This is a genomic window from Planococcus halocryophilus, assembly GCF_001687585.2.
In the GTDB taxonomy this organism is placed as follows: Bacteria; Bacillota; Bacilli; order Bacillales_A; family Planococcaceae; genus Planococcus; species Planococcus halocryophilus.
In genome coordinates, this window is record NZ_CP016537.2 from 1,008,545 (window position 1) to 1,029,346 (window position 20,802).

A 20,802-nucleotide genomic window follows, 5' to 3' on the forward strand; every position below is an offset into this window, starting at 1 on the left:
GTTTTTCTTCTGGATATTTGGTAAACTGAAATTTATCTTGAAAAATTGCTTTTTCGTCTTATTTCAATTACTTTACAACCAGTTTTATGAAGGAAAGCGAATGCGTCTTGTAGAATGTTATTAATAGGTGAGAGATAGTAGGTAAACTATTATCAATATGAATGGAGGAATACATATGTCATGGAAAGAACGCATTCAACGTTGGTTGGATCATCAAGCGCTTGATGAAGAAACGCGCCAATCATTGAATATTTTAAAAGAAGATGAAAAATCAGCCGAAGATGCCTTTTATCAAGACTTAGTTTTTGGTACTGGAGGTATGCGCGGGGAAATCGGGCCCGGCACTAATCGTATGAATGTCTATACGGTCCGAAAAGCTTCGCAAGGAATTGCCGACTACATAAAAGAAAATGGTGAGCTGGCGATGTCTCGCGGTATGGTCATTGCTTATGACAGTCGCCGTATGTCCCCTGAGTTTGCAGAAGAAGCAGCACGGACATTTGCAGCAAACGGGATTCATACGTATTTATACAGTGGACCAAGAACGACACCCCAACTATCGTTTAGTGTTCGCTATTTAAATGCATTTATGGGAATTGTCATTACGGCGAGCCACAACCCACCAGAATACAACGGTTATAAAGTGTACGGAGAAGATGGCGCACAATTAAATCTTGAAGATGCCGATCGTGTAATTGATTATGTTGGTCGTGTTGAAGACGAACTGTCGATTGAAAACGACCAGTTCGACAACTCTTTGCTTGTTCGAATTGATGAAAAAATGGATGAGGCATATCTTAGCAATGCATTAACGGTACAAGAGCATTCCGCAAGTCCAATTCAAGCAGTCTTTACACCACTTCATGGTGCATCAGGTGCGACAGTTAAACGCCTACTCGACAAAGCGGGCTATGATCAAATTACGTATGTCACTGAACAAATGCAACCAGATGGTGAATTCCCGACAGTCACATCTCCGAACCCAGAAGAAGGCTCTGCATTTGAATTAGCAAAAGAATACGGCGAAAAATCAGGAGCTGATTTATTAATTGCTGTTGATCCGGATGGAGACCGCGTTGGAATTGCTGTTTGGAGCGGTAGCCATTATGAGTTGTTAAGTGGTAACCAAACAGGAGCTATTTTAATCGAGTATTTATTAAGTCAAAAACAACAAAAAGGTACGCTTCCAGAAAATGGTCGTATTTTCAAAACAATCGTTACGTCAGAATTTGGTCGCGTTGTCGCAGAATCTTACGGTGTAAGTTCTGAAGATGTTTTAACCGGCTTTAAATTTATTGGAGAAAAATTAAAACATAACGATGAGAATCCGGAATTTGAGTTTTTATTCGGATATGAAGAAAGCTACGGCTATTTGATCCGTGATTTCGCACGAGACAAAGATGCTGTTCAATCGGTGTTGTTGCTTGTTGAAGCTGCCGCTTTTTACAAAAAGCAAGGAAAAAATCTGCATGATGTCTTGATCGAATTGTATAATAAATTCGGATGGTACCGTGAATCGCTCGTGTCCATTACGAAAAAAGGCATCGATGGGGCACGCGAAATTGCTGCCTTGCTTGAGAACTTGCGCAAACAGCCGATAGATGCGATTGCTGGAATTCCAGTTGTTTCAATAGAAGATTATGAAACGCAAAACCGTAGTTTTGTTGCTTTAAGCACTAACGAAAAAATCGACTTGCCTCAATCCAATGTCATCAAGTATTTCTTAGAAGACGGCTCATGGGTCTGTGTACGTCCAAGTGGTACAGAACCAAAAGTAAAGTATTATTTCGGCATCACAGCCGAAACGCAACAAGAAAGCGATGAAAAAATGGAGTTGCTGAAAGAGTCCTTTGTTGAAGAAGTAAATAACCGCTAAAGAGCAAAGCCCCCTCATAAAGGGGGCTTCAGACTGTAGAGCAAGTCTTATTAAACTGAATAGTGATGCATAATCTCCAACTGGGCTGGCCACTTCGCTTTCCGTGGGCTCAGCTTCAGCCTCCTCGTCACTAACGTTCCTGCGGGGTCTTCAGCTTTCGTCGCTTCGCTGCTCCCACATGAGTCTTCGTGGACAGCCCAGTTGAAAGCTTCTTGCTACGAACAAAGTGAGATTCTTTAGTGCGCTTCCCCGTATAAATAAGATGTTAAAAGATTTTTCCCGACTCACTCTAGGATTCGGAGCACCTAGTGGCGACTCCAGCGGAAAAACGAAGTGGTGAGACCCCGCAGGAGCTTGCGACGAGGAGGCTCAGCGCTTCGTCCGCGGAAAGCGTCCGTTTGGTGCGGAGAATCCCATATAAATACGAAAACAATGAATTACTATTCTTTTGTTACAAAGATGAAGCCCCCTCGTAAAGGGGGCTTTTGTTTTCTTCGTTACATAGATATCTGTGTAGCTTATGCCCGTCGAATCTACATGGTTGCTTGCGCTTTTCTAAGACAAAAGTACGAGTGAGCTTTTTGGTGGTAACGTGTATGGTTAAATTAGGTTGAGTGAGGTGAACAGTGGTGGAAGAACCTTCAAATGTTACGCTATTAAAGGAAATTGCTGAATTGTTAAATGAAGAAATGGACATGTCTCGTATGCTTGATGGTGCTATACGAAAATTATTGAGCGGTTCTACTTTTGAAACAGCTTGGATTTTTTTTATTAATGAAAAAGGCAAGCATCAATTGGTGGCTCATGCGAATTTGCCAACAGCGTTGGAAGACAATGATTGTCGACATTTGCAAAAAGGCGGTTGTTGGTGCGTCAAACGTTATCATGATGGAGATCTTGAAAAGGCATCGAATATCATTGCCTGCCAACGAATTGAAAATGCCATGCCAGAAAACGCACGCCAACAAGGCAATATTACACATCATGCGACAGTACCTTTGCAATCTGGAGAAGAAAAATTCGGACTGTTAAATATTGCTGCACCGGACACTGTCGGGTTTTCAAAAGATGAACTTGCACTTTTGGAGTCGGTCGCTTTTCAAATTGGTTCGGCAATCAAGCGGATTGGTTTAACAAAACAAGAGCAGGAGCTAGCTCTTGTTAAAGAACGAAACCGTTTAGCAAGAGATCTCCATGACTCGGTCAACCAGTTACTTTTTTCTGTAACCTTGACTGCGCGTGGTGGAGTTGAGATGTCTGAAGATGTCGCTGTTCAAAGTACGTTCCGTGACATTCAGCACTTAACGCAAGAAGCTTTAAATGAAATGAGAGCATTGATTTGGCAATTGCGTCCAAAAGGACTTGAAAGTGGGTTGCTTGAGGCTATAAAAGGATATGGAGAGATGCTTGGGATAACCGTTGAAACAAAAGTGACGGGTGTTATTCAATTGCCTTCTCGTATTGAAGAAACCTTATTTCGAATTGCGCAAGAGTCTTTAAATAATGTTCGGAAGCACGCAGATGTTAATAAAGTCGAATTGTATTTGTCAGTTACAGCAACTGATGTATTATTGGTTTTAAAAGATGAAGGTCGCGGATTCGCATTTGACCTCAGTGTAAATCTGCCTTCTATCGGGATTCAAAGTATACAAGATCGAGCAAAAGCAGAAGGTGGGACAGCTGATTGGTCGAGTGAAATTGGCAAAGGAACAGAAATTTTAGTGCGGATTCCGTATTGATAGAGAGGTGCAGATAATGGTGAAAGTTTTAATTGCAGACGACCATCACGTCGTTCGAAGAGGTTTGCTATTCTTTTTAAAAACACAAAAAGACATAGAAGTAGTAGGAGAAGCCGTAAACGGTAAAGAGGCTGTGGAAATGGCAGCTACTCTTCAGCCGGATATTGTATTAATGGATTTGGTCATGCCGGTTATGGATGGCATTCAAGCAACACGCATGATCAAAGAGAAATTTCCTCATATCATCGTTTTGATGTTGACTAGTTTTTCTGATCAAGATCATGTCGTACCTGCAATTGAAGCAGGAGCAGCGGGCTACCAATTAAAAGATATTGAGCCTGATGAGCTTGTCGCTTCATTGCGCAGTTTGATGCGTGGGGAAAATACGCTTCACCCGAAAGCTTCATCAGAACTGCTAAAAGCGCCAGCTGAACCCGCTCCACATACCATAAACCAACTAACACCACGAGAACAAGAAGTGCTAGCTGAATTGACAAAAGGCAAAAGCAACCGAGAAATCGCATCCGCATTATTTGTAACGGAAAAAACAGTAAAGACCCATATATCCAATATCTTTATCAAACTGTCTGTTCAAGACCGGACACAAGCAGCGTTATATGCGGTTAAGCATGGGCTAACAGAAGTCGGAAGGCAATAAAAAAGTGCAACGGAATTTTCCGTCGCACTTTTTTATTGTTTTTTCACAGGTCTTTTTCGGTAGTCTTTGGTCAATTGTTTCCATTTATTCCGTTCTGCTTTTTGAGCAGCGGCATCGCTTTTTCTTTCTATATGAGCGAGCTCGCGTTTAAGTTTTAAATAACTTTGATATCGTGCTGCGTCTAATTCGCCATTTTGAAGCGCTTCTTGAACGCGACAACCTGGTTCATCATGATGAGCACAATCACGGAACCGACAAGCAAGTGCCAAATCTTCAACATCACTAAATCCTGCTTCTACACCTTCTGAGTAATCACCAAGTTGAAATTCACGCATTCCTGGTGTATCAATCATTAAACCACCACTAGGTAATAGAATCATTTCCCGGTGAGTCGTTGTATGTCGTCCTTTGCTGTCATCTTCTCGGATTGTTTGCACAGTCATTCGCTCAGTACCGAACATAGCGTTGATTAATGATGATTTTCCAACTCCTGAAGAACCTAGTAAAGCACCAGTTTTTGATCCCAGTAGTTGATTTTGCAGTTTTTCAATGCCTTCGCCAGTAATAACGGATACGGTAAAAATAGGAACACCGAATGCTACACTTTCAACTTGATGGATAAACGGTTCGCTATCTGAACATTGGTCTTTTTTTGTCAAAACAATGATTGGGTTTGCGCCAGAATCCCATGCCGCCAATAAATAACGTTCCAAGCGTCTAATATTGAAATCATCATTTAAAGACATGGCTAAAAAAACGAAGTCAACGTTAACCGCAATCAATTGAATAGCTGTCGTTTCTCCTGCCCCTTTTCTAGAAAACTGGGAAGTACGGGGGAGGACTTGGTGAATAATGCCTTTTTCTTCACCAGGCATTTGTTCAACTATGACCCAATCACCGACGCACGGGAATTCGGTACCGCTATGGAGATGTCTATATTTTCCTGATAATGAACAAAGCCATTCACCAGAATCTGTTACGACACGGTATACGTTCTTGTGTTCAAGTGTTACACGGCCTGGAGTACCATTCGCCGTTATTTTTTCTAACCAGCTGGAATTCCAGCCATATTGTTCAATTTTTATCAATGTTATTTCCTCCTAATTATGCAAAATGAAAAAACCACGGATGCGCGCAATTCGCAGTCCGTGGTCCCCAGGCATAATGGAAGAAGCGTATCGTCAGCGATACACAGAAGGAGACACTATAGACTGGAATTGCGTATTCAAAAATAAAATAGTCATAATGCCTCACCTCTTTCTTCAAGTTAAGTTAACAGTAAATCAGTTTCCATTTTTCGTCAAGAAAAAAATTAGATAATTGCAAAAGAGTTTACTTCAGCTTGCAATCAATAAATGATAACGCTACCATTAAGTAACTATTCCGATTATTTTTATGTAGTAATACCTACTGATATTAGAAGAGGTGAAAAAATGGAGAAACATCAAAATGGGCTTATTCCAGTAAGAGCAGGGGAAAAGCTTGATAAAGCCCGCCTTGAACAGTTTTTGCGACAAGAAATAAAAGAGTTACCGGATGGTCAGCTTGAAATTCAGCAATTTGGAATGGGACATTCTAATTTAACGTACGCGTTAAAAATTGGGGATTGGGAAGCAGTTCTAAGAAGACCGCCACTTGGACCTGTGGCACCTAAAGCGCATGATATGGAACGCGAATACAAAATTTTATCTGCTTTGCATCCGCTCTTTAATACAGCTCCAAAGCCTTATGTGTTTTCAGACGATCTATCAATCGTCGGAAGTCCTTTTTTTGTAATGGAGAGGCGATATGGCTATGTATTAGATAGTGATTTTCCTGAAGGTGTGGAGCCGACCCCAGAATTAGGACGCAGCATATCGGAAAAAATGGTCGACTTGTTAGTTGAACTTCATTCGCTCGATTATCAAAAAACAGATTTAGCAATGATGGCAAAACCGGAAGGCTTTATGCAACGACAAGTTGAAGGCTGGATTGGTCGCTATGAACGTGCACAAACAGATCAACTAGAAGGAGTAGATCAGTTAACCAAATGGATGCGAGCAAATATCCCAGTTTCACAAGCGCCAGCAATAATTCATTATGATTTTAAATTGAATAATGCTTTGTTTTCAGAAGACTTGTCAGAAATAACAGGATTGTTTGATTGGGAAATGACAACAGTTGGCGATCCGCTAGCAGACTTAGGTGCTGCCATGAGCTATTGGATTCAAGCAGATGATCCTGAACTACTAAAAGAAGGTTTAGGAAAAGCGCCTGTCACAGTAATGGACGGCTTTTACAGCCGAGAAGAGTTTATCGAAAGTTACGGTAAAAAAAGCGGGCGAGATGTATCGGATATGAATTTTTATTTAACCTTTGCTTATTTCAAATTAGCGGTTATTGTTCAGCAAATTTACTATCGTTATAAAAAAGGACAGACACAAGATCCACGATTTGCACATTTCGACCAGTACGTAGCGAGCCTGATGGCGCATGCATTGTCAACTGCTTTAGAGGAATAACGTTCATCTGTACCAATAAATAAGACACGAAGTAGAAAAGAGGAAATTTCAGGTGGAAGAAAGCGATGGGAATTTAGATTCGACTGTTTGAAATGCACTTTCCAAAAGGGCAGACCAGTAGTGAACCTTTTGGTTTGTCTAAAAGCCGTAAAGGGAAAACAAAGGCATAAATGTCGATGAGAAAGGAGTACGAATAAATGAAAAAACTATCAATATTGCTAAAGGAAAAAATATGGATCACTCCTGCATTGTACATTGTGATTGCCATTTCCCTTTCAATCGCTTTTTACTATGTCGACCTTTTCTATATTGAGGAATTAAAGCCATTTATCCCATCAATTCTACTGACGAATGTTGATTTAGCCAAGACCATCATGGGGAGTTTAGCCGGTGCTCTTTTGACAATGACCATTTTTACTTTTTCAACAATTTTAGTAGTGCTTACTATGTACTCATCTCAATTCTCACCTAGAACATTGACGAACTTTATCGAAGATAAAATTGTCTGGCGGGTATTAGGGATTTTTCTTAGTGGTTTTATCTTTAATACGCTGTCGTTGTTGTTTATGAGAGCGGATTTGTATGAAACTGACGTGATTACCACTTTCGCTGGAATCGTAATCGCATTTTTCTGCCTTGCCACTTTTTCCTATTTTATTCATTATATCGCAACTAGTGTTCAAGTTGGTGAACTAGTCAATAATCTCATTACGGAAGCAGAAGAGGCTATCTCGAAATTTGAGGAGTTGCAAGAAAATGAAGCTAGCGAAGAAAAAGATTGGAGTCCAATTGGTATTAAAGAAAGTCACCGAGCTGAAAAAGAAGGGTATATCCACTATTTGTCTTTCAAAAAGCTTGTAGATTATGCAGAGGAGCAGGAGCTGAAAATTGAAATCCTGGTTAATCCTGGAGACTACGTATACGAAGGTAAAGCAATTTTTAATGTTTTCGGCGTCAATAAAGCCGAAAAGTCTATCAACAATTTTTACTCTCTTGGGGCTTCCAGAACGTCGGAGCAGGATCTTGATTTTGCCATTCAAAAAATGGTGGAAGTGGCGCTTCGTGCCATATCACCAGGGATTAATGATCCAAATACAGCCAATGATATCATCGTTCGATTAGGGCGCCTTCTTGGTCGATTGGGAAGACTCAAAACGGGCACGTTCTTGTTAGGCGAAGAACAAGTTCTATATCGTTTCCATTCTTATAAAAAAACATTATACAAAACCTTCCACCAACTGTCACATTACGGGAAAGAGGATATCTCCGTTTTAATAGCTATTCTTGACTCTTTGAAAATAGCTGCAGAAGTAGGTCCTAATCGACATCATTTGGAGTTGTGGGAGACCCATATTTATGTTATTGACGGTGTGGATATTCAGGGGTTGAAAACATTAGACCAGGAAACTCTTCAAGAGAAACTCGACGAATTGGCTAAAGCCACAAATCAGCATTCCTATAACATTGCTAGAGAAAAGGGAAACTGAGAACGCTTTTTTGGAGCTTGATATGCCGAGCGACAGAGGAGGTGAATTATGCAGAATCATCAGCTGTTTGAAGGAATGACTTTTTTAAAGGATTTATCAATTTCAGAATTTCTGCTGTTCTTCGTGTATTTAGCTATTATTCTTGTTGTGAAAATTATTGTGTTATTGCTATTGAGAAAGCTCGTTCCTTCTAAAAATTTCAAACTGCGCATTTATCCAGTAATTGAAGATATCTCAAATTGGCTTGTGTTATATGGTGGCATACTATTCTTTGTATTTTATTTTTCAAAAGAACAATGGTTAACCTCCGCTTTTTATGAAACAGAAGGTGTGGAAATATCCGTATTGCTAATTATTGTCGCCGTATTGATTGTGACTTTTGCAAACCGCATTACAAAAGCACTTACTCGTTATGTTATGCCATTTGTTTATGAACAATTTGATGTCGATATTGGGATAAGTTATACCATCAATCGGTTATTGTATTATTTAGTCATGTTTTTAGCTTTAGCTATCAGTTTTACAACAGTTGGACTGGATTTAACAGCACTTGGTGTCGTTTTTAGTGTTCTTGGAATCGGAATCGGATTTGGTGTCCGCAATATTGCCGCCAACTTCGTGTCAGGCATCATCATTTTATTTGAACGCCCCATGGAAGTTGGAGAAATGGTAGAAATCGACGGGAAAATTGGACGCATTACCAAAATCAAACTTAGATCAACTGTAATAGAGACATTGAAAGAAGGGACACTCGTTGTTCCCAATCAATATTTTATCGAGCAGATCGTTAGAAATCGATCCAGTGCTCAATTGTATGCAAGAGTTATGGTCAGCGTGCAATATGGCAGTGATACGAAAAAAATTGAACAACTTCTCAACGATTCGGCGTTAAAAACAATAAGTTTACTGGAAGAAATGCCAGAAAAAAGTGTAGAAGTACAGTTGATTGATTTTAGAAATTCAGCATTAGACTTTCAAGTGGAAGTACAAGTAGTTAATGTAGAGATGAAAGAAAATCTTGAAAGCCAGATTCGGCATGCGATTGCGGAAGCTTTTCTCCATAATAATGTGAAGTTAGCTGAAGGAGCTTATGAAGAATAAGAAAAGGCGATGGATTGTTATCCATCGCCTTTTACTATTATTATTTATTCTTTTTCATCACTATCAATATATGAAATATCTGGTTCAATGTGGACGAGAATTACACAATTCGTCTTTACTTTTTGAATTTTCTTCTCGATTTCTTCAGTAATCCAATGACTTTCGATTACATTTAAATTAGGCGCAACGCTAACTGTTAAATCAATAAACATGACATTACCATGATTGCGTCCTTTAAAGTCGCGTAATGTAATGACACCTGGCACTCGACGAACCAACACAGATAAAGTTTCGACTTCGTCTTCATCAAAGCCATCCGTTAAGGTCATAACAGATTCTTTGAAAATATCTAGCGCAGTTTTGATAATGATCAATCCAATAATAAAAGCTGTGACAATATCCAATATCGGTGCACCAAAGATTGCACCGAAAATCCCGATACCAGCACCCAGACTAACGAGAGCATCGGAACGATTGTCATACGCTGCGGCACGAACAGCGGAACTTTTGATTTCTTGACTGAGTTTTAAATTATAGCGATAGACGACGTACATGATAATGGCAGAGAAAAAAGCAATCCATGCAGTAATTACTGAAGGTGCTTCAGCAATCGGTTCGAAAATTGAACGGAATGCATTGGTTAAAACCTGTAAGCCAATGACGGCCATAATGAAAGAAGCCAAAAGTGAGGCGATGGTTTCGGCACGCAGATGACCATAATGATGATTTTCATCGGGGGGTTTCTGAGAAATTCTAAGTCCTACTAATACTGCAATAGAAGCGAGAATATCGGTCAAGTTATTAAAACCATCCGCTTTTAATGCTTCAGAAGAGCCCCAAAAACCAAAGGCCAACTTAATAGAACTGAGAAATATATAAGCACCGATGCTGATCCAAGCACCTTTTTCCCCTTTGCGTAAGTTTGTATACAGGTCCATAAAGTTTCCCACCTCCAAGTCGATGAAACAAAGTGAAACGACCCTCACATGAGGGTCGTTTCACTATTATTATTTATAGTCGCGTTAATAAAATATCATTTTTAAATATAACAAACCATATAGGTAGTAAAAAAATCTGCAGACATGTTCGACGGATAAAATAGATTAACGGTTGAACAGTTGGTCTTTTAATAGTATCAAGCTCTTTTTAAACCTTGTCAATACTGAAAAAGATTTCGCACTATTTGTTTTAATATTTTACACAAATTTAATGTTGAAACATATAAGTGAAAGGTTATGCTTAAGTAGAATAAATTTTAAAAAGGAGAGGCCTATGACTAAGAAAAACAACTATCTCGAGATTCTAAAAGCTTCTACGAAATTAGGGTTAACATCTTTTGGAGGGCCAGCAGCTCATATAGGTTACTTCCGGGATGAGTATGTGACGAAAAGAAAGTGGCTAGACGATAAAGCTTACGCAGATATAGTAGCGTTATGTCAATTCCTTCCAGGACCAGCGAGTTCTCAAGTTGGTATTTCAATCGGCATGTTGCGCGGTGGAATATTCGGTGGCTTCTTGTCCTGGTTTGGATTCACGATGCCTTCAGTTATTTTGTTGCTATTATTCGCTCTTGTAGTCACAAATGGTTCTTTTGATAGTGGCTGGATTCAAGGGTTGAAAATTGTTGCAGTTGCGGTTGTGGCACATGCTTTACTGGGTATGGGCAAAAGTTTAGCACCTGATCGTCCACGTATTGCTATAGCAGTAGGAGCCGCAATATTGATTTTGTTAATACCTGCAACTTGGGCTCAAATCGGGGTAATTATTCTTTCAGGTATTCTTGGATATGCGATTTACCGAAAAGAAGATGCACCTAAACCTGTAAATTTAGTACTTAGTTTTGGCAAGAAAACAGGAATTGCTGCTTGGGCAGTTTTTGCTACGTTATTGATTGGACTACCAATGGTTCGTCCGTTAATAGAATCAACATCATTGGCAATTTTTGATGTGTTTTATCGTGTTGGATCGATTGTTTTCGGCGGAGGGCATGTCGTATTACCAATGTTAGAGAGAGAAATTGTACCGACCTGGATGACAGCAGACGCCTTTATCGCAGGTTACGGAGCTGCTCAAGCAGTTCCGGGTCCATTGTTTACGTTGGCTGGTTATTTAGGGCAATTAATGAATGGAGGATGGGGTGTTTTGATTGCCGTTGTTGCTATGTTTTTACCATCTTTTTTATTGATTATTGGTACATTGCCTTTTTGGAGTATTATCCGCACAAAATCTGGCGTGCAGGCAGCATTAAAAGGAGTCAATGCAAGTGTAGTTGGAATTTTGCTTGCAGCATTATATGATCCTGTTTTCACTTCGGGAATCCGTGGTCCTGTCGACTTTGCAATTGCGATAACAGCCTTTACAATGTTAGTCTATTTTAAACTAGCTCCTTGGATTGTGGTTTTAGTAACGACTATTCTTGGTGTAATCACTTATGCGGTTTTATAACTAAAGGGGGATGGATTGAATGACAGGAAACGAGTTGGATCAACAAGATGTGCTAGCGAATTATAAACAAGAGTTTTTTGTGGAAAAAGATACGGTTTATATGGACGGCAATTCTCTTGGGTTACTATCTAAACGGGCTGAAGCAAAATTACATAGTTTAATAGATAGTTGGAAGACGTTCGGTATTGACGGCTGGACAGAAGGAGAGCATCCTTGGTTTACTTTAGCGGAAAATATGAGTGCGCGTATTGCTCCTTTAGTTGGGGCAAAGGCTCATGAAGTAATGGTGACAGGATCAATCACATCTAATATTCATCAAATGCTATCAACCCTATTTCAACCGACACCTGATCGTTTTGCAATCCTTGTCGATGATTTAAACTTTCCATCGGACATTTATGCGGTAGAAAGCCATCTTCGTTTGCGTGGACTCGATCCAGCTAAAGCAATGAAAAAAGTTGGCAGTCGAGACGGCTATACATTAAAGCTAGAAGATATCATCGAACAATTGACTGATGACGTAGCAGTATTATTGTTGCCATCTGTTTTGTACAGAAGTGGACAGCTGTTGCAAATTAGAGAGATTACAGAAGCAGCGCACAAAAAAGGCATTTTGGTTGGTTTTGACTTGGCGCATTCGATTGGCGCAATGCCGCATCAATTGCATGATGACGGAGTTGACTTTGCTGTATGGTGTCATTATAAATACATGAACTCAGGTCCGGGGGGACAGGCGGACTATATATTCATGAACGTCATCATCATTTATTGCCAGGGAATGCAGGATGGTTTGGTTCTGATAAAACACGTCAATTTGATATGGATCATGAATTTTCCAAAGCACAAGGTGCAGGTGCTTATCAAATTGGCACCCCTCATATTTTCAGTATGGCTCCTTTACTTGGCAGTTTGGAGTTGTTTGAAGAAGCAGGGATTCAAACAATCCGCCAAAAGTCACTTCAGTTAACATCGCTTTTAAGAAAGTTAATCAGACAACGGATTCCTGAATTGACTGACGTTACGCCTGAACAAGATGGTGAACGGGGTGGACATATTGCTTTAGCTCATCCGGAAGCTGCAAGAATTTGTAAAGCCTTGAAAGAAGCAAACATCATTCCCGATTTTCGCGCACCGAATATTATCCGATTAGCGCCTATCGCATTTTACACGTCGTTCAGTGATGTCGAACAAGTAGTGGCCAAACTTCAAGACATTATGGAAAACGAAACCTACAAAGATTTCAGCAATGAACGAAACGTGGTGGCGTAAGTCATGACTAGAAAAATCATCGATATTTCCATGGAATTGAACAACATGACGCCGGAGTGGCCAGGAGATATCCCGTATAGCTATGAGCTATCTGTAACAAAAGAGCAAAGTGGATCGGTCAATATTGGAAAGCTACAAACGAGCACTCACATAGGTACGCATATCGATGCTCCATTTCATTACAATGAGCAAGGATTGAAGACGCATGAGCTACCATTAGATGTCTATTTAACGCAAGCACAAGTAATGGATGTTAGTGGTTTAGAAAAAATTGCTCTTTCGGATTTAAAACCGCTCGAAAAAAATGTTGAAGCTGTATTACTGAAAACTGTTTCTTGGCTAGACCGTAGCAAATTCCCACAGAAATGGCCAGTTTTTGATGAGTCTATTGCTAAATGGATGGCTGATAATGGTGTAAGATTGCTAGGAGTGGACGTGCCATCTGTTGACCCTGAAACGAGTAAAGAATTACCTATGCATCAAGCTATGAATCGGCAGCAGCGCTTTATTTTAGAAGGCATTGTGTTGGATGAAGTTTCAGAAGGTGTTTATCAATTAGTAGCATTGCCGCTGAAGATAAAAGGCGGAGAAGGCAGTCCAGTACGTGCAATTCTTTATACGTAAAAATAGCCAGAAGTAGTAACTAATTATTTAAAGACAAATAAAACCTTCACCTGTTTTTTCAGGTGAAGGTTTTATGCGTAGTCTGCACGGAAATAAGGCTCCATATTTTTTATATTCATAGCGATTTCATCGCAAATCTCTTGATAAAGCGCCCATTGTTCCGTACTATCGTTACTTCGCAATTCGGGATTGCGGATATTCCAACGCAATAATTTTTGGCTAGGCAAGTCAGATGGAATATCGCCATCTTCAAATTCGCCATCGTGTAAAGCGATGATTAAATCCGCTCTTCCTACTTCTTGTGGATTGTAAGAACGTGCTTCAACTGGAGGTAAATCCAAGATGATTTCTTTCATTATTTCTAAAGGCATCTCATTAAAGTCAGGTTGAACACCTTGCGTCCATGCAGCACTGCGTATTTCCCAATCCGGAAGCATTAGTCGATTAGCCCAAATTTCAGCCATTAACCCACGATGTTGGTGAGGAGAGATAAAATATACTGTTTGTCTTGACACGGGAAACCCCTTCTTCCTATAGAACAAACCGTTTCTTCTATTAGTAATGTTTACCCACTATTCGCAAAATAAAACTATTAAATTTATGACAAAATGGTGAATTTGATGCACCTTGTCGAAAATCCGGATTTGTGAACTAAGGAACTCCTAGTTCGCAAATCCGGATTCTTTATTTCACTACTAATATGGAACATGAAGAATCTTGGATTAACTTTTTACTTACGGATCCAACAAAGAATTTTTGCAAACCAGATTTCCCGCTGTTGCCGATAATCAGCAAATCGATATTCTGTTCCTCGATAAAAGCTGTAATTGTTTTAGCTGCATTTCCTTCTAGCGCAAGTACAGAAGCTTTTGTGTTGTGCGTATCAAGCTGTCTTTGGATAGATTGCTGAACATGCTTCGAGTATTCTGCTGCTGCACCGTCATAATCTTTTTCGTGAGAAATTTTTTCATCACCAATTCCATAAGGCATATACTGAGCATAATTACTATCGACGTTAGCAGATACTACAGGAGCCGAAGCACTGCCTGCATCCATATAGCCAACACTTTCTCGGTAATCTTCGTTCACATATATTACCGAAAGTTTGGCATCAGGCAATACATTTACTAATTCAATTGCTTTTTCAAATGCCATTCGACTACCATCGGACCCATCATAAGCCATTGCGATATTCGTATACATTTCTCTCACCTCGCCTTATTACTCTTATTTGTAAATTACCCCCCACTACTTAAATGAAACCTCTGTTAGTTTCAGGAAAAAACTTTCGAAAAATGTTGACAATTCAAAAAAGTTTTTGATATTCTAGAATTAACTAATAAAAGGGAATGGAGGTAATGATGATGAAAAAAATGGAAATGAACATTCAAATCAATTTAATATCATCATCAGACCTTCCTGTAATTTTTTTCTGACTTTATTTCGAGAATAGAATTGTTCAGGACAAGTCTGGTAACTTGTCCTGTTTTCATGAGCGTGCGCCCATAAACTAGGCGTGCGCTTTTTTGTGTTTATTCTTAAAAATGGATTAGATCAACAGGAGAGAATGGTAAATGAGGAAAAAGTGGATCGGGAATTAGAAAGCGGGTGGAAGAAATGTTTGACGTGTTATGGAAGTTGAAATGGTTTTTTAAAGAAAATTGGCTTCGTTATACGACAGCGGTTATGTTGTTGTTTGTTGCAAATATTTTAGAGATTATCCCGCCTTGGCTTATTGGCAAGGCAATCGATTCAATTGCACAAGGGCAATTAACTTCGCCAATAATGTGGCAGTATGTAGTGGTTCTTTTTATAGCTCTCGTATTGGCATATTTGATTAACTTTGTGTGGCAATATCAATTATTTGGAGGCGCATATGTAATCGAGCGCCAACTTCGTTCGAGTTTGATGGGACAATTTTTGAAAATGTCTCCAACTTTTTATGAGAAGAACCGGACTGGCGATTTGATGGCGCGATCGACTAATGATTTAAAGGCCATTTCAGAAACAGCTGGATTTGGTATTTTAACGTTAATCGATTCGACTTTGTATATGGCGACCATCATCGTAGCGATGGGAGTTCTTGTTTCCTGGGAACTGACTTTCTTTGCGATGTTGCCATTGCCGATATTGGCAATCATCGTTCAAGTATTAGGTAAGAAAATTCATGTGCGCTATATGGAAGCTCAGGAAGCATTCGGCGATTTAAATGATAGCGTATTAGAGTCAGTAGGTGGCGTGCGAGTTATTCGAGCATACGTTCAAGAGCGTGCTTCCGAAAGTAATTTTGCTGAAATGACAGAAGATGTTTACGAAAAAAACATGGCAGTAGAACGAATAGATGCGTTGTTTGCACCGGTAACGAAAGTGCTGACGTCGATTAGTTATATGATTGGACTCGGCTATGGCGCATTTTTAGTTGCAGATGGAAAAATGACGTTAGGAGATTTAGTTGCTTTTAATGTATATCTAGGGATGATTGTTTGGCCCATGTTTGCCATCGGAGAAATGATTAATATTTTGCAGCGTGGCAATGCTTCGTTAGATCGAGTCAATAATACGTTAGAGTATCCGGAAGATGTGACAGATCCCCAAAAACCGCTAATAGCTGGGAAACTAGAAAAAATCGGCTTTAAGGATTTTAACTTTACTTATCCACAGTCGAGTTCGATCAATCTTCAAGGCATTAACTTATCGATGAATAGCGGACAAACCTTAGGTGTTGTCGGCAAGACTGGTAGTGGAAAAACCACTTTTATCAAACAATTAATGAGAGAATATCCGACAGGTGAAGGTTCTATTTTAATGAACGGCATCGAATTAAAAAAGTTAACAAAAGATCAATTGCGCAGTTGGATTGGATACGTACCACAAGATCACGTGCTATTTTCAAGGACAATTCGAGAAAATATTTTGTTTGGTAAATCAGATGCGAGTGAAGAAGAGCTATTAGAAGCACTTCGGTTATCCCATTTCGAGAAAGATTTAGCTTTACTGCCAGGCGGATTAGACACACTTGTTGGTGAAAAAGGAGTGGCATTATCGGGAGGTCAAAAACAACGGATTTCAATTGCTCGTGCATTGATTAAAAATCCGGAAATTTTAATATTGGATGACTCACTTTCGGCAGTCGATGCAAAAACCGAATCGCGAATCATTGAAAATATCCAATCAGAACGTTCTGGGAAAACAACTATTATTACAACGCACAGGTTGTCTGCGGTCAAACATGCAGATTGGATTGTCGTGCTAGATGACGGCAAAATTATTGAAGAAGGAACTCATGATGATTTGCTAGAAAAAAACGGTTGGTACAACGAACAATTCCTCCGTCAGCAAATAGAGGAGGTGTAAGCATGGGGACAGGAAAACGATTATTTCATTACGCATTGAATTTTAAAGAAGTTTTAATAGTTGGGTTAATCATGTTGGCTGTTGCAGTGGCGGCAGATTTAGCGGCACCGTTAATTGCCAAAGAGATTATTGACAATCACATAGCGGTTTCGGACGGTTCGGTAGATTTTGAACCAATCGCTTATTTATTAATTTTGTTCTTTGTACTGGCGATTATTACAGCGGTTTTCCGCTATTGGCAATCTGTATTTTTACAAAGAGGAGCCAATCGAATTATACGCAAAATGCGTAACGATGTTTACGGACATACGCAAACTTTGCCAATACGTTATTTTGATAATTTACCGGCAGGCAAAGTGGTCGCACGCATTACCAACGATACTGAAGCAATTCGTGATTTGTTTGTCACGGTTTTGTCTCAGTTTGCTACAAGTTTTATGTATATGGGCGGTATTTTTATTGCATTGTTTTATCTCGACTGGAAAATGGCTGCCATGACACTCGTGTTAATTCCATTGTTATACATTTGGATGTTGGTCTACCGGAAGTATGCGGCTCGCTACAATCATATTGTTCGTGAGAAAGTCAGTGAAATGAATGCCATGATTAATGAGTCGATTCAAGGAATGACGATTATTCAAGCATTCCGACGTGAACGCAAGATGAAGGATGAGTTTGAACAATTAAATGATGAGCATTATAAATACCAGAAAAAATTACTCGTACTTGAAGGCGCGGCTTCTTATAATTTGGTCGGCGTGCTTCGTTCGATGACGTTCATCCTTTTTGTTTGGTATTTCGGAAGTGCCTCTATATCAGGGAACACAGTGATTACGGTAGGTGTGTTGTATGCGTTTGTCGACTATATTATCCGGTTATTTAATCCGATTAGTGGAATCGTCAATCAATTTGGACGATTAGAGCAAGCATTAGTAGCAGCAGAAAGAGTATTCCGCTTGCTCGATCAAAAAGGAGAAGTGGTAGTCGATAAGAAAATAGCGCGCTATCATGGCAATGTTAGTTTTGAAAAAGTTTGGTTTGCTTATAAGGAAAAAGAATATGTGTTAAAAGATATCTCTTTTACAGCAAACCAAGGAGAAACAGTGGCGTTAGTTGGGCATACAGGGTCTGGGAAAAGTTCAATCATGAACTTACTGTTTCGCTTTTATGACGTGTCAAAAGGGGTTATTACCATTGACGGGGTTAACATTAATGACATGCCGAGACAATCGGTCAGAGAGCATATGGGAATTGTTTTGCAAGATCCGTATTTGTTTAGTGGAACGATCGAATCGAATATCACATTAGGTGATGAGCGGATTACGAGAGAGATGGTAAACAATGCATTGTCAGCAGTAGGAGGCGAGCGTGTATTAAACCACTTGCCAAAAGGAATCGATGAACCGGTTGTTGAAAAAGGCAGTACTTTGTCTTCAGGACAGCGACAATTAGTATCATTTGCAAGAGCATTAGCATTTGATCCAGCGATTTTAATACTAGATGAGGCTACTTCCAATATTGATACAGAGACAGAAGAAATTATCCAACACGCAATGGATGTTTTGAAAAAAGGCAGAACGACATTTATCATTGCCCATCGCTTATCGACGATTAAAAATGCGAATCGTATACTTGTACTGGAAAAAGGCGAAATTGCTGAGGCAGGCAGTCACGATGAATTGATGAAGCTTGGTGGTATCTATTATCAGATGTATAAAATTCAATCAGGAATGTCCCAAACCCAATCTACTGGGTAAGGGGGGCATTCCTTTTTTCTAGTGAAAGATGCTATCGCTGTTAAATTCAGCTAGCCTTCCTTATAATTAAAAGAGCGTACAAAAAAAAGCTGGAACATTCCAGCGCTTTAATCGTATACATGATAGAGCATCAGCTCGTGAATCATTGTTTTAATGGTTTCCTCATCTTGAGGAGTCTTTGACTTCCAAACGATGCTGCCATCGGGATGGTATTCTCCAGTTATGCGTTCGTATTTATAAAAGAAGGAAATGTCCCACCCTGGTAATTGATTGTTTTCAAACATTGGCTTAAATTTAAAATGCTGAAGCATGTAAATCCTCCTTTGCGTTCTTCTTTTCATTATAGGGGAATACAAGGAATACACAAAGCAGAAAAAGAAAAGAGTGACAAAAGTGAATATAATAGTGACGTTAGTTTTTATGGCAATTGTTGGGGCGTTAATTGGTGGAGTGACCAATCACTTAGCGATTAAAATGCTCTTTTGGCCTTATGAGCCTAAATATATTGGTAAATGGCGAGTGCCACTGACGCCCGGACTCATACCCAAGCGGCGTGATGAATTATCCCGTCAACTTGGTAGGACGGTTGTCGAGCATTTATTAACACCCGACACATTTAAGAAAAGGTTTTTTAATCAGGAAATGCGGACAAAATCCGAAAAATGGATGAACCGTCAGTTAAATAAGCATTTGTTTGATTCACCGAAAACATTTAATGATTGGCTGCAAGCAGCTGGTCAAACAGGAATGGATGGGAAAATTGAAGCGAAGCTGGATGAACTGGTTGAACTTCAAAAAGAAGCTTTGCAACATTATATTGCAGGGAAAACGATCCGTGAATTGATGCCAGACAATTGGAAAGCTGAAGCGGAGACGAAATTATTTGAAGGTGTTCAATATGCGCTAGATCAAGGAATCGACTATTTTGAATCAGCACATGGTAGACAAACCATCAAGTCGTTATTGGATGAGTTTTTAGAGTCGCGTGGTCGTTTTGGCCATATGCTGCATTCCTTGCTCGGCGAATCCAAACCATTGGTCGACCGTATTCAACCCGAAATTATTAAGTTTCTTAACTCTCCAAAAACCTTTGAACTTGTTGGAACTTTAGCTTATAGCGAATGGGATAAAGTTCAAGACCGAAGAGTCGATGAACTGTTAAAAGAGTTTGATTTTGACACAGCAATGGGGTCAGTAAAACAATATGTTCGTGAAAAAGCAGCGATTTCTACACGTTTAAACACAACACTTGCAGAGACTTGGCCTGGAGGGTTAGAATGGACAAGTGTCAATATTACGCCACTTGTGACGGACTTTGTCTTCGAGCAAGGAGAGCATAAACTGGAAGAAACCATATTGAAAATTGATATGGAAGGTATGGTTAAACAGCAAGTCGATTCTCTGCCACTCAGCCGCCTTGAAGAATTGGTGCTTGGGATTTCACGGAGAGAATTTAAAATGATTACCGTATTGGGCGCATTTCTCGGAGGCTTTATTGGCGTCTTCCAAGGAATTTTCGTCATGATACTAAACTAAAATTAGAGGAGATGGATGAACATGACAGTAAACATTTATGACGACATTAACAAATTAGAAAGCACGTTCCGTTCAACAGACGAATTCAAAAAATTAGAGGAAGCAGTTGCACTAGTAACTGCTGACCAACAAGCAAATGAATTGTTCAAGACGTTCCGCGATTTGCAAATTACGCTTCAACAAAAACAAACACAAGGTGAAGAAATCACTGAAGAAGAAATGATGAACGCACAAAGCACAGCACAAGAAGCTCAACAAAACGAAAAAATTCTTGCAATGCTAGAAGCTGAAATGGGCTTAAGCCAAATGATCGAAGAAGTTAACCGTGTCTTGATCAAACCTGTACAATCTTTATACGAAAGCATGTAATTTTACAAAAATAAAGGAATAGTGAAGAGAGACATCGAATACGTAAAGGTGAATGACAATTCATCTTTACGAAGGGGTGTCTCTTT

The 20,802-nt window shown here is 39.6% G+C and carries 17 protein-coding genes and 1 pseudogene; 13 read left to right on the top strand and 5 right to left on the bottom strand.

Features of this window, described 5'->3' with window-relative positions:
- The first annotated feature begins 175 nt into the window (after positions 1-175).
- The 3 genes from BBI08_RS04985 to BBI08_RS04995 all read left to right on the top strand — a co-directional run bounded on the left by BBI08_RS04985 (position 176) and on the right by BBI08_RS04995 (position 4,273).
- On the top strand, positions 176-1,876 hold the full coding sequence (locus tag BBI08_RS04985; protein WP_065527806.1) for a phospho-sugar mutase: 1,701 nt from the start codon (positions 176-178) through the stop codon (positions 1,874-1,876).
- A 689-nt stretch (positions 1,877-2,565) separates the two neighbouring features.
- Positions 2,566-3,615 carry a GAF domain-containing sensor histidine kinase gene (locus BBI08_RS04990; protein ID WP_237146586.1) on the top strand — a complete coding sequence of 350 codons (1,050 nt, stop codon included), beginning with the start codon at positions 2,566-2,568 and terminating at the stop codon, positions 3,613-3,615.
- Positions 3,616-3,631: 16 nt separating this feature from the next.
- Entirely contained in the window at positions 3,632-4,273 is a 642-nt protein-coding gene (locus tag BBI08_RS04995; RefSeq protein WP_008495984.1) for a response regulator, read from the top strand.
- 32 nt (positions 4,274-4,305) lie between these two features.
- On the opposite strand, the gene rsgA is transcribed toward BBI08_RS04995, so the two are convergent.
- Positions 4,306-5,361, bottom strand: a complete 1,056-nt coding sequence (gene rsgA / locus BBI08_RS05000; RefSeq protein ID WP_008495985.1) for a ribosome small subunit-dependent GTPase A — start codon at positions 5,359-5,361, stop codon at positions 4,306-4,308.
- 345 nt (positions 5,362-5,706) lie between these two features.
- Here rsgA and BBI08_RS05005 point away from each other — a divergent pair, with 345 nt between their 5' ends.
- From BBI08_RS05005 to BBI08_RS05015, 3 genes are all read left to right on the top strand, one after another.
- Entirely contained in the window at positions 5,707-6,774 is a 1,068-nt protein-coding gene (locus BBI08_RS05005) for a phosphotransferase family protein (protein WP_008495986.1), read from the top strand.
- A 197-nt stretch (positions 6,775-6,971) separates the two neighbouring features.
- A complete protein-coding gene (locus BBI08_RS05010; RefSeq protein ID WP_065527808.1) occupies positions 6,972-8,261 on the top strand; it encodes a DUF2254 domain-containing protein in 1,290 nt (429 codons plus the stop codon).
- A gap of 48 nt (positions 8,262-8,309) precedes the next feature.
- Positions 8,310-9,362, top strand: coding sequence for a mechanosensitive ion channel family protein (locus BBI08_RS05015; RefSeq protein WP_008495991.1), 1,053 nt, complete (start codon positions 8,310-8,312; stop codon positions 9,360-9,362).
- 44 nt (positions 9,363-9,406) lie between these two features.
- Here the strand turns inward: BBI08_RS05015 and BBI08_RS05020 are convergent, their stop codons facing one another.
- Positions 9,407-10,300, bottom strand: a complete 894-nt coding sequence (locus tag BBI08_RS05020) for a cation diffusion facilitator family transporter (RefSeq protein WP_008495992.1) — start codon at positions 10,298-10,300, stop codon at positions 9,407-9,409.
- Positions 10,301-10,634: 334 nt separating this feature from the next.
- Between BBI08_RS05020 and chrA the strand changes: the two genes are divergently transcribed.
- The 3 genes and pseudogenes from chrA (at position 10,635) to kynB (ending at position 13,700) form a co-directional block, all read left to right on the top strand.
- Entirely contained in the window at positions 10,635-11,807 is a 1,173-nt protein-coding gene (chrA, locus tag BBI08_RS05025; protein WP_008495993.1) for a chromate efflux transporter, read from the top strand.
- Between the two features lie 19 nt (positions 11,808-11,826).
- Positions 11,827-13,076: pseudogene (gene kynU / locus BBI08_RS05030) on the top strand (kynureninase).
- A 3-nt stretch (positions 13,077-13,079) separates the two neighbouring features.
- Complete coding sequence (kynB, locus tag BBI08_RS05035; RefSeq protein WP_008495997.1) at positions 13,080-13,700, top strand: arylformamidase; 621 nt, start codon at positions 13,080-13,082, stop codon at positions 13,698-13,700.
- A 71-nt stretch (positions 13,701-13,771) separates the two neighbouring features.
- Here kynB and BBI08_RS05040 read toward each other — a convergent pair whose 3' ends face one another.
- Positions 13,772-14,215, bottom strand: a complete 444-nt coding sequence (locus tag BBI08_RS05040; RefSeq protein ID WP_040850215.1) for an arsenate-mycothiol transferase ArsC — start codon at positions 14,213-14,215, stop codon at positions 13,772-13,774.
- Between the two features lie 169 nt (positions 14,216-14,384).
- The gene (locus BBI08_RS05045) at positions 14,385-14,903 is read right to left on the bottom strand and encodes a universal stress protein (protein ID WP_008495999.1); all 519 of its coding nucleotides are present in this window, start codon (positions 14,901-14,903) and stop codon (positions 14,385-14,387) included.
- 414 nt (positions 14,904-15,317) lie between these two features.
- On the opposite strand from BBI08_RS05045, the gene BBI08_RS05050 reads away from it, so the two are divergent.
- Positions 15,318-17,054 (top strand): ABC transporter ATP-binding protein, encoded by a 1,737-nt coding sequence (locus tag BBI08_RS05050; protein ID WP_065527809.1) that lies wholly within the window; start codon positions 15,318-15,320, stop codon positions 17,052-17,054.
- Between the two features lie 2 nt (positions 17,055-17,056).
- Positions 17,057-18,811, top strand: coding sequence for an ABC transporter ATP-binding protein (locus BBI08_RS05055; RefSeq protein WP_008496000.1), 1,755 nt, complete (start codon positions 17,057-17,059; stop codon positions 18,809-18,811).
- 107 nt (positions 18,812-18,918) lie between these two features.
- On the opposite strand, the gene BBI08_RS05060 is transcribed toward BBI08_RS05055, so the two are convergent.
- Positions 18,919-19,122: a YheE family protein gene (locus BBI08_RS05060; RefSeq protein WP_008496001.1), complete on the bottom strand. Its 204-nt coding sequence runs from the start codon at positions 19,120-19,122 to the stop codon at positions 18,919-18,921.
- An 82-nt stretch (positions 19,123-19,204) separates the two neighbouring features.
- On the opposite strand from BBI08_RS05060, the gene BBI08_RS05065 reads away from it, so the two are divergent.
- Together BBI08_RS05065 and BBI08_RS05070 are read left to right on the top strand one after the other, a co-directional pair.
- Complete coding sequence (locus BBI08_RS05065; protein WP_051041655.1) at positions 19,205-20,347, top strand: DUF445 domain-containing protein; 1,143 nt, start codon at positions 19,205-19,207, stop codon at positions 20,345-20,347.
- A 21-nt stretch (positions 20,348-20,368) separates the two neighbouring features.
- Positions 20,369-20,716: a YlbF family regulator gene (locus tag BBI08_RS05070; protein ID WP_008496004.1), complete on the top strand. Its 348-nt coding sequence runs from the start codon at positions 20,369-20,371 to the stop codon at positions 20,714-20,716.
- Positions 20,717-20,802 lie beyond the last annotated feature (86 nt).